We start from the raw sequence: 14,905 nt of genomic DNA on the forward strand, positions 1-14,905 counted from the left end.
TAAAGTTCTTGTCGTAATTTTATTTGGCGAACGTCATTCCCGCGCAGGCGGGAATCTTAATGCGTATGTTAAGTCTTAAGATTCCCAATCAAGTTGGGAATGACGACTTATCTAATAGAATTTTGTGAGTAACTCATAGGTTTTTTGACGCGCAGCCCTCAATGATGTCATTAGAAACGAGCGCAAACGCAAACAAAAAAAGCAGCTACAAATTAATGCAGCTGCTTTGTAAGCTATTTTCAGATCCGTTTACTGTTGTGGCCCTTGTTGTGGGAAAAACATCGATAAACGGCCTTCCAGGTTATTAAATGTTTTCTGCAGCTTCTCGCTCAACTTATCCTGACCCGCAGCTTTACTCGTTTTAATCATTCGGTCCAGATAGTATAAGCCGGTTTGAATATTCTGCGATCCGGTTAAACCTTTTGATTGTGAAATATCTGCCAGGTAGTTTAACTCTTTATTGATATAATCGCCAGATTTGTCTAAAATATCATTGGCTCTGGCAGTTTCGCCTAGTTTATATAAGTTTTCAGCCATGTAGAATTTCACCACAACAGTGCGGATGCCGAAGAATTTATCAGGCATTACCTCAAAATATTTATCTACTACTTTTTTTGCCTCAGCAGTTTTACCTTCTTTAATTAAGCTGTTGGTTAAGCTACTGAAGATATTGGTGAAAATGAAAGTATCATCTGATGATTGAGGATCTAAATATTTAGCAGTTTTCATATTTCCCCACTTAAATTTAGTCATCACATTATTATACAATACAGGTGTATTTAATTGCTCTGGTCTATCCTCAGATGCTGTTGTGTCAGCCTTAAGCGGCAATAAACGCATGGCTAGGCCTTCGTTGTATAAATACTTATCCAAGCCATTGTATTGATCTGAAGGCACTGTAGAAGCGAAATAAATCGGGCGCTTCCAATTGTTGTGTGCAAGGATATCGAACATGGCCAAAGTTCCTTTAGTAACATAACCTTTATTAAATTTCCAATCCATTGTGGTGGTAATTTTTGAAGCATCGGCTGCAGGCACTGTTCCTGTACTTACTACTTGCTGCGGATCTACCGTAATTTTAAGGTTTTTAGTTGGTAAGAAATTAGATTTTGAGCCATCCTGCATGGCTACTTTATCGCTCTCATCGTTTGATAACAATAAATCAACTACGTTTTTAAGCTCAACACTACCTGCAATTTTATAATCATCGTATGGCATTACATCTCTTTCTCCTTGTACATATTGCTCTGGTTTCATCGAAATTGGCAATGGAGCAGATTCATTTTGTTTTTGCCTTAAACCGTTGATGTACCAATCCGTATCAAATAAACTTAAGTTTACAATACGCACATCCGGACGGACGTTTTCTACCTCCTGGATGTACCAAAGTGGGTAGGTATCATTATCGCCATAAGTAAACAAGATGGCATTTGGCGCACAGGATTGTAGGTAATCCAGGGCAATATCATGTGGAACCAGTTTGGTAGAACGGTCATGGTCATCCCATCCCTGTTCGGCCATAATTACCGGAGCGGCCAATAATCCGATCACGGTTGCGCCAATGGCACCGGCAGTTGGCGTTAATTTTTTAAACAACCACTCTTTAATGGCCAGCGCCCCGAGCCCGATCCATATCGCAAAGGCATAGAACGATCCAACATAAGCGTAATCCCTTTCGCGGGGTTCTAAAGGTTTTTGATTTAAATATAATACAATGGCAATACCGGTAAAGAAGAATAGTAATGCTACAACTCCAGCATCTTTCTGGTTACGTTTGAAATGCCAAAGTGCACCAATAACACCTAAAATTAAAGGTAAAAAGAAGAAACGGTTGTATGCTTTATTATCAACTGTTGATGGCGGCAAATGACTTTGATCGCCGCGTAACCAGCTGTCAAACGGTTTAATACCACTAATCCATTCGCCTTCAAATCCACTGCCCTGGCCTTGCTCATCGTTCTGGCGACCAACAAAATTCCAGAAAAAGTAACGCATATACATGTAACCAATCTGGTAACTGGCCAAAAAGCCAACATTATCAACTAAGTTAGGGTGTTTACTATCGTCCAAATGCATCCACTCTTTATAAAAACTGGCATGTTTAGGGTCGTCGCTATACATACGTGGCAATAAAGTGTTGTTGTTGTACTCGTAGTCGGTTTTTTTGCCCGCTACTTCATATTTGTCTTTACCTTTTCTCCATATGGTTTTACCTTCCGTTACACCTGTTCTTTCAGAGTTATAGTTTGGTCCATAAGCCAATGGTCTATCGCCATACTGCTCACGGTTGAGGTAACTTAAGAAAGAGAAAGCATCTTTAGGCGCACTGTTATTTAAGTTCGGATCTGCCTTTGCCCTGATAATGATCATCGAGAAAGAAGCATAACCGAAAATGATTAAAACGGTAGAAATTAAACCTAGGTTTAATAATTTCTTTTGATGTTTGATCGAATAACGGATTCCCCAAACCAGGGCGCCGATTAACAAAATAGCGAAGAATAAAACGCCTGTTCCAAAACCTAAACCTAATGTGTTAACGAAGAACAGATCGAAATAAGCACCGAATGAGACCAGGTATTGGATAATACCATATTGGATTACCGCTAAGATTAAAATACCAACAATAAGGGTTTTAATAATTCCCGATGTTGTTGCTTTATCTGTTCTTTTGAAATAATAAATAAAAGCAAGTGCTGGGATGGTTAGTAGGTTTAACAAGTGGATGCCAATTGATAAACCCATAATATAGGCAATAAACAATAACCAGCGGTCAGCACGTGGCTCGTCGGCATGTGCTTCCCATTTAAGGATAGCCCAGAATACAATCGCTGTAAATAACGATGATTGTGCATAAACCTCCGATTCTACTGCCGAAAACCAAAAACTATCAGAGAAAGTATAAGCCAAAGCACCAACGGCGCCTGCTCCCATAATACTGATTAACTTACCTGTTGTTAATTCTTCACCAGCTTTTAATACCGTTTTTTTAGCCAATGCAGTGATGGTCCAAAATAAGAATAAGATGGTTGCTCCGCTCGAAACAGCTGAACCTACGTTCATCCAGTAAGCGATTTTGGTTAAATCTCCAGCTGCAAAAATGGAGAAGAAACGTTGGATCATTAAGAATAAAGGTGCACCAGGCTGGTGAACAACCTGCATTCTAAATGCCGATGCGATAAATTCACCGCAGTCCCAAAAACTGGCAGAAGGCTCTAAGGTTAAAACGTAAGTTAGTGTAGCAATTAAAAAGCAGATCCAGCCTACTATATTATTAACTTTTGAATAATTCATTGGTTTGTATAATGATATTAAAAAATGTTTTCACATAAAAATGCTGCCGAAATTAACTATTCTAGTCGATAAAACAGGTAAATTTTTAGATTGATTTAACAATTTTTAACGGCCTAAGGCCTTTAACATAAAGGATTTTGATTTATTGGGAAGCAAAAACCCATAAGCCGAGAGGTGAAATCTGCCTATGGGTTAAAATTTAGAATGTTTTTTGCTTAACCTGCAGCAAATGGGGTAAACCTTATAATCAGATCGTTGTATTGTTTTTCGAGGCTTTTGCTTAGCCCAGCCTGTTTAAATACTTCGGTTAATTTTACCATTTGCCCTAAATAACCGAGATAGAAACGTACATTCTGCTCTGATGATAGCTGGTTTTTACTTTCTGAAACATCAGCAAGATGGGTTAACTCTTTGCCTACATAATCAGCAGTTTTTTTAATCATTGCGTTCGCACGGTTTAAATCATTTAACCGATACAGGTTTTCGCTTAAATAATAAGTGCTCATTACCTGACGCATACTGTAAAATTTAGAAGGAATCACCTCAAAATATTTATTAGCCACTTTTTTGCTTTCGGTAATTTTGCCTTCGTTTATTAAGCCGGTTAATAAACCATTAAACATATTCGATAACATGGTTACATCATCAGCAGATTGCCTGTCTAAATGATTGGCATTTTTGATATTACCAAAACCATACACATTCATCAGGTTGTTGTACAAAGGTTTAATGTTGATGCGTTCATAATCTTCTGTAATGGCCGTATCAGGTTTTAATGGAAGCAGCCTTTTGTTTAACCCTTCCGAATAGAGATATTTGTTAAGCCCTATATATTGCTCGTTGGGCATGGCTCCGCTAAAATAAATCGGTCGTTCCCAGTTATTGTGTGTTAAAATATCAAATAAAGCCAAGGTGCCTTTGGTTACAAAATTCGAATTGTAAGTCCATTCCATACTGCTTGCAATTTTACCTGCATCTTCCTTGGGCACAGTTCCGGTATCCAAAACCTGTTGCGGGCTTACAGCCAGTTTAAGGTTTTTGGTTGGTAATACATTGTATTTGGAACCATCTGTCATGGTTACTTTATCTTCGTCATGATCGGATAGGAGCACATCCAAAATTTCTTGTAACTCAATATGCTGCGCAATATTATAATCCTGATAGTACATAATATCCCTCGTACCTTCAACATATTGCTCATGCTTTAAAGTGATGGGTAAGGGGGCAGATTCGTTTTGCTTTTTTCGCATCCCATCAATGTACCAATCAGCCGTAAATAGACTTAAATTTACTACGCGTACATCCGGGCGGATATTTTCTACCTCCTGCGCATACCAAACTGGATAGGTATCATTATCGCCATAAGTAAACAAGATGGCATTGGGAGCACATGATTTTAGGTAATTGACAGACATATCTCTCGCTACGTGGCTATCAGAACGGTCGTGATCGTCCCAACCCTGGTTGGCCATAATTATCGGCGCACCGAACAAGGCGATAACTGTAGCAAAAATACTTGCACGCTGGGGTGTTAATTTTTGAAAAACCCAATCCTTTAATCCAAATACCCCTAAACCGATCCAGATGGCAAAAGCATAAAAAGAGCCTACGTAGGCATAATCTCTTTCGCGTGGTTCAACAGGAACAGAGTTAAGATAAACCACAATAGCCACTCCAGTGAAAACGAAGAGTAAACCAATAATGCCTGCATCCTTTTGGTTACGTTTAAAATGCCAAATGGCACCAATTAAACCGATAATTAAGGGTAAAAAGAAAAACCTATTATATGCTTTGTTCTCTACGATGGATGGTGGAAGGTTTTTTTGACTGCCAAGCCTAATTGCATCTAATGGTTTTACGCCGCTAAGCCAATTGCCATCTTTTCCGCCGAACTGCCCATCTTCATTATCCTGCCTGCCTACAAAATTCCACATAAAATAACGCATGTACATTTGCCCGGTCTGGAAAGAGAACATGTATTTTAAGTTATCTATCAAGGTAGGTTTATGTTCATCATTAAAACCCATGTAACTTTTGTAAAAGTTAATGTGTTCAGGTTTATCACTGTACATGCGTGGCAATAAAGTTTTATCGGCAAAAACATATGCCGATTTTGTGCCTGCCGATTCGTATTTTTTGTCGCCTTTACGTATAATTTTACCCGTTTCTTCAATGCCGATTTTTTCTGAATTGTAATTCTCTCCATAAAGCAGTGGTCTGTCGCCGTATTGATCGCGACCAACATACCTCGAAAAAGAGTATACATTATCTACATTATAGTTGTTTAAATTTGGTTTGGCCTGCGCCCTGATAATGAGGAGTGCAAAAGAGCTATATCCAAAAAGCAGCAGAACGGTAAATAACATAGCCAGATTTAAAATCCTTTTATTTTTAAGGATAGAATAACGGATGCCATAAACCAAGCTCCCGATTACGAGCACTGCAAAAAACAATATGCCCGTTCCAAAACCTAAGCCAATGGTGTTTACAAAAAAGTAATCGAAACTTGCTGCAAAAGATATTATATATTGAATGATGCCAAATTGAATGGCCGCTAGAACAGCAATTGAAACAAAAAATACTTTTAAAATGCTTTGCCAACTGGGCGATGGATTCTTTTTAAAATAATAAACAAATATTAAGGCAGGAATGGTAAGCAGGTTTAAGATGTGTACACCAATAGAAATTCCCATCATGTAAGCCACAAAAAGTAACCAACGGTCTGATTTAGGTTCATCAGCCTGCGATTCCCATTTTAATATACCCCAAAATACAATAGCCGTACAAAGCGACGACATCGCGTAAACCTCAGCCTCTACGGCCGAAAACCAAAAACTGTCAGAAAAAGCATAAGCTAAGGCGCCAACCAAACCGGCACCCATAATCCCGATAATTTTTTGATTGGTGATTTCTTCGTCTTTTTTAATTACTGTTTTCTTGGCCAGTGCAGTAATGGTCCAGAACAAAAAGAGGATTGTACCTGCACTTGCAAGTGCAGATGATATGTTTATAAAATAGGCTACCTTGGTTTTATCGCCAAAAGCGAGTGTCGAAAATAACCTTTGGATCATGGAAACTATTGGAGCACCTGGCTGGTGAACCACCTCCATTCGGAAGGCAGAAGAAATGAATTCGCCACAGTCCCAGAAACTTACAGATTGATCTAAAGTTAAGATGTAGGTAAGCGCGGCAACGATAAAACAGAGCCAGCCTCCAATGGTGTTAATCCTTGAGTAATTCATAGTTTAATTTTAGTCTTTGATAATAAATGATTTAAGTGGTTCGTGGTAAAAAAAGTCGCATAAAAAAAGAAAATGTTGCACGCTATATGATGATTTTTTTATCTTTGCATCGCAAACAGGAACAGCGGGAAAGAAATTAAAAATATTTTAAAATCGCTCTTGCATATTTAAAATAAGGTTCCTACATTTGCATTCCCTTTCGAGGAGAATATCCTTGAGAAGTTTTTGTCCGATAGTATAAGGGTAGTACAACGGTTTTTGGTACCGTTTGTCTTGGTTCGAATCCAGGTCGGACAACTAAAATTTAATGTCGGATCATGTTTTAAATAGACATGATCCGATTTTTTTTAACCGTAAACTACACGAACCCATGCCATTGCAGTTTAACCCGGTAAAGCTTTTTTCCGGAACAGGTTCTAAGGGATTATCACTTAAGATTGCCGAACATTACGGCAAGCCACTTGGTAGCGTAACCATTCACAAATTCAGTGATGGAGAGTTTCAGCCTTCCTTTGATGAGTCAATTCGTGGTAGTGATGTTTTTCTAATCCAGTCTACTTATCAGCCTAGCGATAATTTAATGGAGCTTTTGTTAATGGTTGATGCTGCTAAAAGAGCATCGGCACATTATATTACAGCAGTTGTTCCTTATTATGGTTTAGCCCGTCAGGATAGAAAAGATAAGCCACGTGTAGCAATCGGTGCCAAATTAGTGGCCAACTTATTAAAATCAGCAGGTATTCACCGTATTATGACGATGGATCTACATGCTGCACAGATACAGGGTTTCTTCGATATTCCGGTTGATCACTTAGATGGATCGGTAATCTTTGTACCTTATATCAAAAGCTTAGGTTTAAAAAACTTAACTATTGCATCGCCAGATATGGGCGGTTCGTATAGGGCACGTACTTTTGCCAAATTTTTTAATGCTGAGGTAATTATCTGCGATAAACGCCGTAAACGTGCCAACGAAATCGAATCAATGTCGATTATTGGTGATGTAACCGGACAGGATGTAGTATTGATCGATGATATTTGCGATACTGCCGGAACCTTATCAAAAGCTGCAGCCTTGATTATGGAAAACGGTGCAGCAAGTGTAAGAGCGGTTTGTACACATGCTGTATTATCGGGCAAAGCAATAGAAACGGTAGAAAATTCAGTATTAACCGAGCTGATCGTTACGGATACGATTCCATTAAAACAGGAAAGTCCGAAAATTAGGGTGCTAAGTACAGCAAGTTTATTTGCAAGGGCAATTGCCAATGTAAATGAACATGGATCAATTAGTGATCTGTTTAGAGTATAGCGTTGGGCGTATTGCGATAAGCGCTTAAAACGCTAGTCGCAAAGGCTAAACAATAAAAAAGAGTTTAAATAAGGTTGAAGGTAGAGGGTTGAAGGCTTAAGGTCTTGATACTTGATATTCGATACCGAACACTAATAATTAAATAAATAAAAAATGAAAACAATCGCAATTAGCGGTTCTCCAAGAGAGAACGTAGGGAAACGCGATGCCAAGGAACTTCGCTACGAAGGTAAAGTTCCGGCGGTATTGTATGGTGGAAAAGAGCAACAACACTTAGCTGTGGTTATTGCTGATTTAAGAGATGTTATTTATACCCCGGATGTAAACTTTGTGGAGATTGATGTAAATGGTGTTAAAACCAAAGCTATCGTAAAAGATACTCAGTTTCACCCACTTACCGACGTATTATTACACATCGATTTTCTTCAGTTATTTGATGAGAAAGAAATTGTTATGGAGATCCCGGTTAAATTAACAGGAACTTCTCCAGGTGTTAAAATGGGGGGTAAATTAATCCAGAAATTACGTAAACTACGTGTTAAAGCATTACCAGCTAACATGCCACAAAACGTAGAAGTAAGCTTAGAGAAATTAGAAGTAGGTAGTTTATTCCGTGTTCGTGACCTTAAAGGTGATAAATACGTAATCACTAACACTCCTGAAGATACTATCGTTTCTGTTGCAATGTCTAGAGCATTAAAACAAGCAGAAACTGAAGCTGCTAAAGGTAAAAAGTAATCGGGATTCTTAGGATTTCTTGATTTCAAGATGAAGCGTTTCGATTTAATTCGGAACGCTTTTTTTTTACATTAAGATTAATCCGCTAATCACCTAACACTAACCACTTCGCTATTCATTAAGAAGTTGTTTGAAATGAATGAATTAATTTTGTGGTATGGGCTGCCGACTTCGGACTCCTGACTTCGGACCTTTTTTTTATCTTTGCCCCATGAAATATCTTATAGTTGGCTTAGGAAATATCGGACCTGATTATGCACATACCAGACATAACATTGGCTTTGATATTGCTGATGAACTGGTTAAAGGTTTAGGTGGTAGCTTCGATAATATCCGTTTGGCCTATTATGCTGAGGTGGGCTTTAAAGGTAAAAAACTGCATGTAATTAAACCAACTACCTTTATGAATCTGAGCGGTAAGGCCGTTAACTATTGGATGAAGGAATTGAAAATAGCACCAGAAAATGTACTCGTTATTGTTGATGACCTTGCCTTGCCTCTAGGAAAGCTAAGGTTAAAACTTCAAGGTTCCAGCGCTGGTCACAATGGTTTAAAAAGTATCGAAGAGGTTTGTGGTGGACAAAACTACGCGCGCCTCCGCTTCGGCATTGGAAACGATTACCCAAAAGGCAGGCAAGTAGACTTTGTTTTGGGTTTGTTTGATAAAAATGAACAGTTGGAACTTCCTGCATTGATTGATAAAAGTGTAGAATTGATTAAAAGTTTTGTAACCATCGGCCCGGCCCACACCATGACGGCTTTTAATAAGTAATTTTTTATAAGAATCGTTATACTGATCTGATAGCTATCATATTTATTTCAGCATCTTTGGCAAAACAAATCTTAAAATAAAATTAGAGCTGACGAATAGTTTGGCTGCATTACGCATAATCGAAAAAAAAGTTTTTTTGAAGAGCAATTGCAGTAGTTCTTTTTAACGTTAGTCCTGCTTTTCATTACAAGTCCTCGCTACGCTGTGGGCTTTGCATTTCAATCAGGTCTAAAAGGCAGTGTCTATACTGCTGTTGTGGGTAGAATAGCATAGTTTTATATAGACTTCCTTTTCGAGCCATGGTCTGTGTTCTCGCAGACTATCTGATCTGGCGAATCAAAGGAGTGGCGGCTTCCACTTTTCTGCGTCATACAGCCCCCAATAGTATTGCTGGCTGCGCCACCTAAACCCGATCACAGTGGTTCCGGTTTTCACCGGAAGGAACGGAGAGCGGGACTGCACAAGCCTAAAAGCCTCTGTACCTGATTTCCAGAAAAAAAAATAATGATGAATAGAATAGCTCGTCTATCGTTAGGTGGGGCAACAAACTAGGGGAGCAGCATCTAATTATCTGAAAAAAGACCCTGAAATAAATTCAAGGTGACGATCAATTAACACCGCTTCATTAAACAAAAAAAGACCATCTTTCGATGATCTTTTCATAAATATGTTTTAGTTAATGATTATTTAACTTTTTCTTGAGCTCTTGCAATGTAAGCATCAATTAATTGCGCTTCTGCACTCTCAGGATATTGTGTTTTTACTTTAGTATAAGCTTCAACAGCACCTTTAAAATCGTTTTGGCTTTCATTAACCAATCCTAATTTCTTTAAAAACATTGGTGAGGTAAATTTACTTGCTTTATCTGCCGCTTTTTTATAGTAAGTAGCCGCTTGTTTAAAGTCTTTCAATTCGCTGTAAGCGTCGCCTAGTAAACCTAAAGCCAATGGATCTGCAACTGGGCTACCAGTAGCGCTATATTTGCTTAATGCCTCTATAGCTTGTTTATATTCGCCCTTACGTAAGTAAATACCGCCTAAATAAAGGTTAGCTAAGTTTGCCGATTTTGTGTTGTCGTATTCTTTAGCTATTTGCTCTAAGCCCGGGTAACCCCCTTCGCCTTTAACCGCTCTGTTCGATAATGAGTCTACACCAACAAATTGTTCTGCTTTGTACATTTTGCTAGCGGCTTCTTCAGCACGACCTTTTAAATACACGCCTTGATACCAAAGATATATTAAAACTAATAAAACTACAGCACCTGCAATAAACAGTAAGCTCTTATTATTCTCTTGTAAAAATGAACCTTTTTTAGTTGGTTGAATTGTCTGGTTATCTGTTGTAGACATGTTTGTTTAAAAAATTTAAGATTGCAAAAATACATTTTTCAATCAAAGTATCAATCTTTATTTTGAAGTATTTGATTAAACATTAGTTATTTAGGCACGCAGATTATAAAATCGTTATGATAATTAGCGTAACAAGCTAATCAGTGTGTTAAACCAGGTTTGGTTGTCGCTAAAAATACCAGTATGGTTAATCACCAGGTACACCGTTTGACTTTCGGAACGGCTCACCGTAGATCTAATTCTGATGGGCTGCCAGAATGCACCGAAGTTTTTTGCAGATGAAGCTGGGAATAAATCGTCGAAGCCCATGTAAACCTCTTCTATATGAGACAGTGGAAGTTCCAATTGTTCATCTCCCGTAATAAAAAGACCGTTAGAGGCCAATAGGATATTGCCTTCGTGATTGTGAATAGGCTTTAAAAACGAAAATAAACCTACGATTTTTTTAATCCAGCCCGAACTTTTTTCATTGGTCAGTTCATGATCGTAAGACCATAGAACATTACCTTCTAACATTTTTTGTGCAACCATCTAATTTTCCTTGCTATGAAAGTACAATTTTTTTAAATGTTATTAACGTTTATTTTAAACAATGGGTGTTAAGAGGCTAAAAAACGGTAAATTTGTGACATATTTATGTGGTTAAAAAATATTACCCTTCTAAATTTTAAAAACTATACCGATGCAGATCTCCATTTCTCGGAAACGGTAAACGTTTTTACGGGTAATAACGGCTCAGGCAAAACGAATATGCTTGATGCCATTCACTATCTCTGTCTATGTAAAAGTTACTTTAACCCCATCGATAGCCAGCAGATTAAAACCAATGAAGAGGTTTTTATGATTCAGGGCGATTTTGAACGCAACGAAAAAAACGAAAAAATTTCTTGCGGAGTAAAACGCAATCAGAAAAAGCAGTTCAAACGTAATAAAAAGGAGTATGATAAATTGGCCGATCATGTTGGTCTTTTTCCGGTGGTGATGGTTTCTCCTTACGATGTGAACCTGATTATGGAAGGCAGTGAGGAGCGGAGAAAGTTTATCGATAATGTAATTTCGCAAACGGATGCACATTACCTGGATCAATTGATTACCTATAACCGTATTTTATTAAACCGGAATGCTTTGCTAAAGCAGATCGCCATTACCAGAAAATACGATCCTACGCTGCTCGAAATTTTGGATGAACAGCTGATTTTAGCGGGCAATAAGATATTCGCCATCCGTAAAGCCTTTATGGATGAGTTTATTCCGCTGTTTAATCAATATTATACCTACCTTACCGAAAACAGGGAAATTGTAGAACTGAATTATCAATCGCAATTGAACGAGGCCACTTTTGAAGAGCTGTTAAAGAAATCGGTAGAGAAAGACCGCGTACTGGAGCGGACCACAACGGGCATCCATAAAGATGAGTTGGCTTTTGTAATCAGTGGAATGCCTTTAAAGAAGTTTGGTTCCCAAGGTCAACAGAAGTCTTTTTTAATTGCCTTGAAAATTGCCCAGTATGCTTACCTTGCTAAAAACAAAGGATTTAAGCCTTTGCTTTTATTGGATGATATTTTTGATAAGCTGGATGATAACCGCGTTCAAAAATTAATGCAAATGGTTTCCCACCATGATTTTGGGCAGATATTTATTACAGATACTGGAAGAGAAAGAGTAAAATCAATTTTTGAAAAAATAGAAGTTGATGTAACTTTGTTCGAAGTAGATAACGGAACTATACAAAATGCGTAAACCCAATGATGTTACAGTAAAAGATGCCATCAGCAAAATGCTGGATGTATACCGTTTGCGCCGTAAATTCGACGAAACTTCGATCTTATCCGTCTGGCCAGAAATTATGGGCACTGCAATCGCCAACCGCACCAAACAGATTTACATCCACGATAAAAAGCTTTTTTTACGGATAGAATCTTCGGTAATCAAAAATGAACTGATTATGGTACGCCAGGGAATAATCCAGAAATTAAATGAACATGCGGGTAGCGAAGTGATTACCGAAATGATTTTTTTGTAAGCCTAAAGAAGCTGTAGAATTAATATAAAATTGTCATCCTGAGCTTGTCGAAGGACCTGTTTAAATTTAGTTTCAAGCGTTTCGACAGGCTCAACGTGACAGATTGAAATCTAGCCCTTTCCTCCACCAAATATCTTAGACAAAATCCAGATCAACAGTGCAAGCACGACTACAACTACAATAACGCCAACCCAAACGCCGGCTTTAAATATACCTTCTACCAGTTCACAACTGCTTAAGGTGGTGCATAAAAATGCAATCAGTACTAAAGGGAATGCTCTTTTCATATCTATGTTAATTTGTAATAGCTAACATTGAATACTAAAGAAAGTTTTGGTAAATGACTCATTTGCCTGGAATCGTCCTGGTCGTGGTGTTAGATGTTATCATCTGACACCTTACTGGGCCTACTATTGCAATTCCAAAATATTTTAAATAAAAAACAGTCAGATGGAAATATCTGACTGCAGGTTTAAAGCTACTGCCCGTTGTTTAATAAACCCGACAAAGCGTCATAGCCCGCAGCCCGATATTTCATCGGGAGAGGACTATAAGCGGTGGCGGGACTTCAGCTGCCACACAGCGCTGAACATTGTTTTCCAAAAAAAATACCTGCCAAATAGATAAGCAGGTATTTTCGTGGTGGTGTCAGTTGGTAACATCTGACTGCATAAATTTTTATTTCCCATTTACTTTTAACAATTCAACCTCGAAGATCAAAGTGCTGTAAGGAGGAATATCCTGTCCTGCACCACGTGCTCCGTAAGCTAAATCATATGGAATAAAAAATTTGTATTTAGAACCGGCAGGCATTAATTGTACACCTTCGGTCCAACCTTTAATTACCTGGTTTAATGGAAAAGAAATCGGTTCACCTCTATCATAAGAGCTGTCAAATTGTTTTCCATTTAATAATGTGCCTTTGTAATGCACCAGTACCGAATCGGTAGCCAGTGGTTTAACGCCAGTACCAGCAGTTAAAACTTCGTATTGTAAGCCGCTTGCAGTTGTTTGTACACCCGCACGTTTTTTGTTCTGTTCTAAGAAATCTTGTCCTTCTTTCATAATTGGTGCATATTTAATTTTATTTGCTGCTTCTTCAGCTTTGTTTTTTACTGATGATGCCTTGGCTAATGCCTCATTAATACATTGTTGTGCCTGCTGCTGGGTTAAAGTAACCTTGCCACCTGTAAATGCATCTTTCAAGCCTTTTAACAATACTTCGTAATTTAAGGTAGAAAGACCAGTAGTTTTTAGGCCTGCACCGATAGATGTACCAAAAGCGTAACTGGTAGAATCTAAAGTAGATTTTAACGCTGTAAAGGTTGATGTTTTACTTATGGCTGTAGTTGGTTTTTTGGCAACAGTTTTCTTTGCTGCTGTTTTGGTTTGTGCATAAGATGCAACAGCGATACCGGATAGACATACCGCTAAAAAAATTCTCTTCATTGATTATTTTATGTGTAATTAATTCCAACAGGTTTAAAATGGTGGATTATATTTTAAGGCCGAAAGATACAAAATAGATAAAACAATAAAACCCCGAATATTCGGGGTTTTATTGTAAGTTTTTTGTGTTGGAAACTAGAAACGTTCGTCTGCTTTGAAGAAGAAGTTACCTTCAATTTCTGCATTTTCGTCAGAATCTGAACCGTGAACAGCGTTTGCATCGATTGATTTTGCATATTTCTGACGGATTGTACCTTCTGCAGCTTCAGCTGGGTTAGTAGCACCGATCAATTTTCTGAAATCTTCAATGGCATTGTCTTTTTCTAAAATAGCAGCAACAATAGGCCCTGAAGACATAAAGCTTACTAAATCTTTGTAAAAAGGACGCTCAGCGTGAACAGCATAGAACTGACCAGCAGTTTCTTCTGTAAGTTTAGTATATTTTAATGCGATGATTTTGAAGCCAGCATTAGTAATGTCGTTAATGATTGATCCGATATGGCCGTTTGCTACTGCATCAGGCTTAATCATGGTAAAAGTTCTGTTAGTGCTCATTGTGCTTTTTGATATCAAATTTTTTGCAAAAATACGTTTTAATTGACGAATAATCAACAGCTATTGCTTAAGATTGAAGTTGGTATATCATTAATGGTATTATGGCTTTAAATATGAAATAAAGCCTGTTTTTAGGATAAGATCTTGCTTATCTTAAAATCCTTTAATCCTATA

The 14,905-nt window shown here is 38.0% G+C and carries 12 protein-coding genes; 5 read left to right on the top strand and 7 right to left on the bottom strand.

Annotated elements, in window-relative coordinates; translation table 11 throughout:
- Positions 1–249 precede the first annotated feature (249 nt).
- Both H9N25_RS23545 and H9N25_RS23550 read right to left on the bottom strand, forming a co-directional pair.
- A complete protein-coding gene (locus H9N25_RS23545) occupies positions 250–3,291 on the bottom strand; it encodes a glycosyltransferase family 117 protein (protein ID WP_190327431.1) in 3,042 nt (1,013 codons plus the stop codon).
- Between the two features lie 215 nt (positions 3,292–3,506).
- Complete coding sequence (locus H9N25_RS23550; RefSeq protein WP_190327432.1) at positions 3,507–6,533, bottom strand: glycosyltransferase family 117 protein; 3,027 nt, start codon at positions 6,531–6,533, stop codon at positions 3,507–3,509.
- A 370-nt stretch (positions 6,534–6,903) separates the two neighbouring features.
- Between H9N25_RS23550 and H9N25_RS23555 the strand changes: the two genes are divergently transcribed.
- From H9N25_RS23555 to pth, 3 genes are all read left to right on the top strand, one after another.
- Positions 6,904–7,845, top strand: coding sequence for a ribose-phosphate pyrophosphokinase (locus tag H9N25_RS23555; protein WP_029278327.1), 942 nt, complete (start codon positions 6,904–6,906; stop codon positions 7,843–7,845).
- A gap of 153 nt (positions 7,846–7,998) precedes the next feature.
- Positions 7,999–8,583, top strand: coding sequence for a 50S ribosomal protein L25/general stress protein Ctc (locus H9N25_RS23560; RefSeq protein ID WP_167296482.1), 585 nt, complete (start codon positions 7,999–8,001; stop codon positions 8,581–8,583).
- 211 nt (positions 8,584–8,794) lie between these two features.
- Positions 8,795–9,355, top strand: coding sequence for an aminoacyl-tRNA hydrolase (gene pth, locus H9N25_RS23565; RefSeq protein WP_025144146.1), 561 nt, complete (start codon positions 8,795–8,797; stop codon positions 9,353–9,355).
- 683 nt (positions 9,356–10,038) lie between these two features.
- Here the strand turns inward: pth and H9N25_RS23570 are convergent.
- Together H9N25_RS23570 and H9N25_RS23575 are read right to left on the bottom strand one after the other, a co-directional pair.
- Entirely contained in the window at positions 10,039–10,704 is a 666-nt protein-coding gene (locus tag H9N25_RS23570; protein ID WP_108197625.1) for a tetratricopeptide repeat protein, read from the bottom strand.
- 123 nt (positions 10,705–10,827) lie between these two features.
- Positions 10,828–11,235: a hypothetical protein gene (locus tag H9N25_RS23575; protein ID WP_169502510.1), complete on the bottom strand. Its 408-nt coding sequence runs from the start codon at positions 11,233–11,235 to the stop codon at positions 10,828–10,830.
- A 105-nt stretch (positions 11,236–11,340) separates the two neighbouring features.
- Here H9N25_RS23575 and recF point away from each other — a divergent pair, with 105 nt between their 5' ends.
- Complete coding sequence (gene recF / locus H9N25_RS23580) at positions 11,341–12,444, top strand: DNA replication/repair protein RecF (protein WP_190327433.1); 1,104 nt, start codon at positions 11,341–11,343, stop codon at positions 12,442–12,444.
- Positions 12,437–12,727: a DUF721 domain-containing protein gene (locus H9N25_RS23585; RefSeq protein ID WP_167296486.1), complete on the top strand. Its 291-nt coding sequence runs from the start codon at positions 12,437–12,439 to the stop codon at positions 12,725–12,727. Before recF ends, H9N25_RS23585 begins: the two co-directional genes overlap by 8 nt.
- 110 nt (positions 12,728–12,837) lie before the next feature.
- Here H9N25_RS23585 and H9N25_RS23590 read toward each other — a convergent pair whose 3' ends face one another.
- The 3 genes from H9N25_RS23590 to H9N25_RS23600 all read right to left on the bottom strand — a co-directional run bounded on the left by H9N25_RS23590 (position 12,838) and on the right by H9N25_RS23600 (position 14,731).
- The gene (locus tag H9N25_RS23590) at positions 12,838–13,014 is read right to left on the bottom strand and encodes a hypothetical protein (protein WP_190327434.1); all 177 of its coding nucleotides are present in this window, start codon (positions 13,012–13,014) and stop codon (positions 12,838–12,840) included.
- 391 nt (positions 13,015–13,405) lie between these two features.
- Positions 13,406–14,176, bottom strand: a complete 771-nt coding sequence (locus H9N25_RS23595; RefSeq protein WP_190327435.1) for an FKBP-type peptidyl-prolyl cis-trans isomerase — start codon at positions 14,174–14,176, stop codon at positions 13,406–13,408.
- 135 nt (positions 14,177–14,311) lie between these two features.
- Positions 14,312–14,731: a nucleoside-diphosphate kinase gene (locus H9N25_RS23600; RefSeq protein ID WP_039479466.1), complete on the bottom strand. Its 420-nt coding sequence runs from the start codon at positions 14,729–14,731 to the stop codon at positions 14,312–14,314.
- Positions 14,732–14,905 lie beyond the last annotated feature (174 nt).

Origin of the sequence: Pedobacter riviphilus, from assembly GCF_014692875.1 — a bacterium.
In the GTDB taxonomy this organism is placed as follows: domain Bacteria; phylum Bacteroidota; class Bacteroidia; order Sphingobacteriales; family Sphingobacteriaceae; genus Pedobacter; species Pedobacter riviphilus.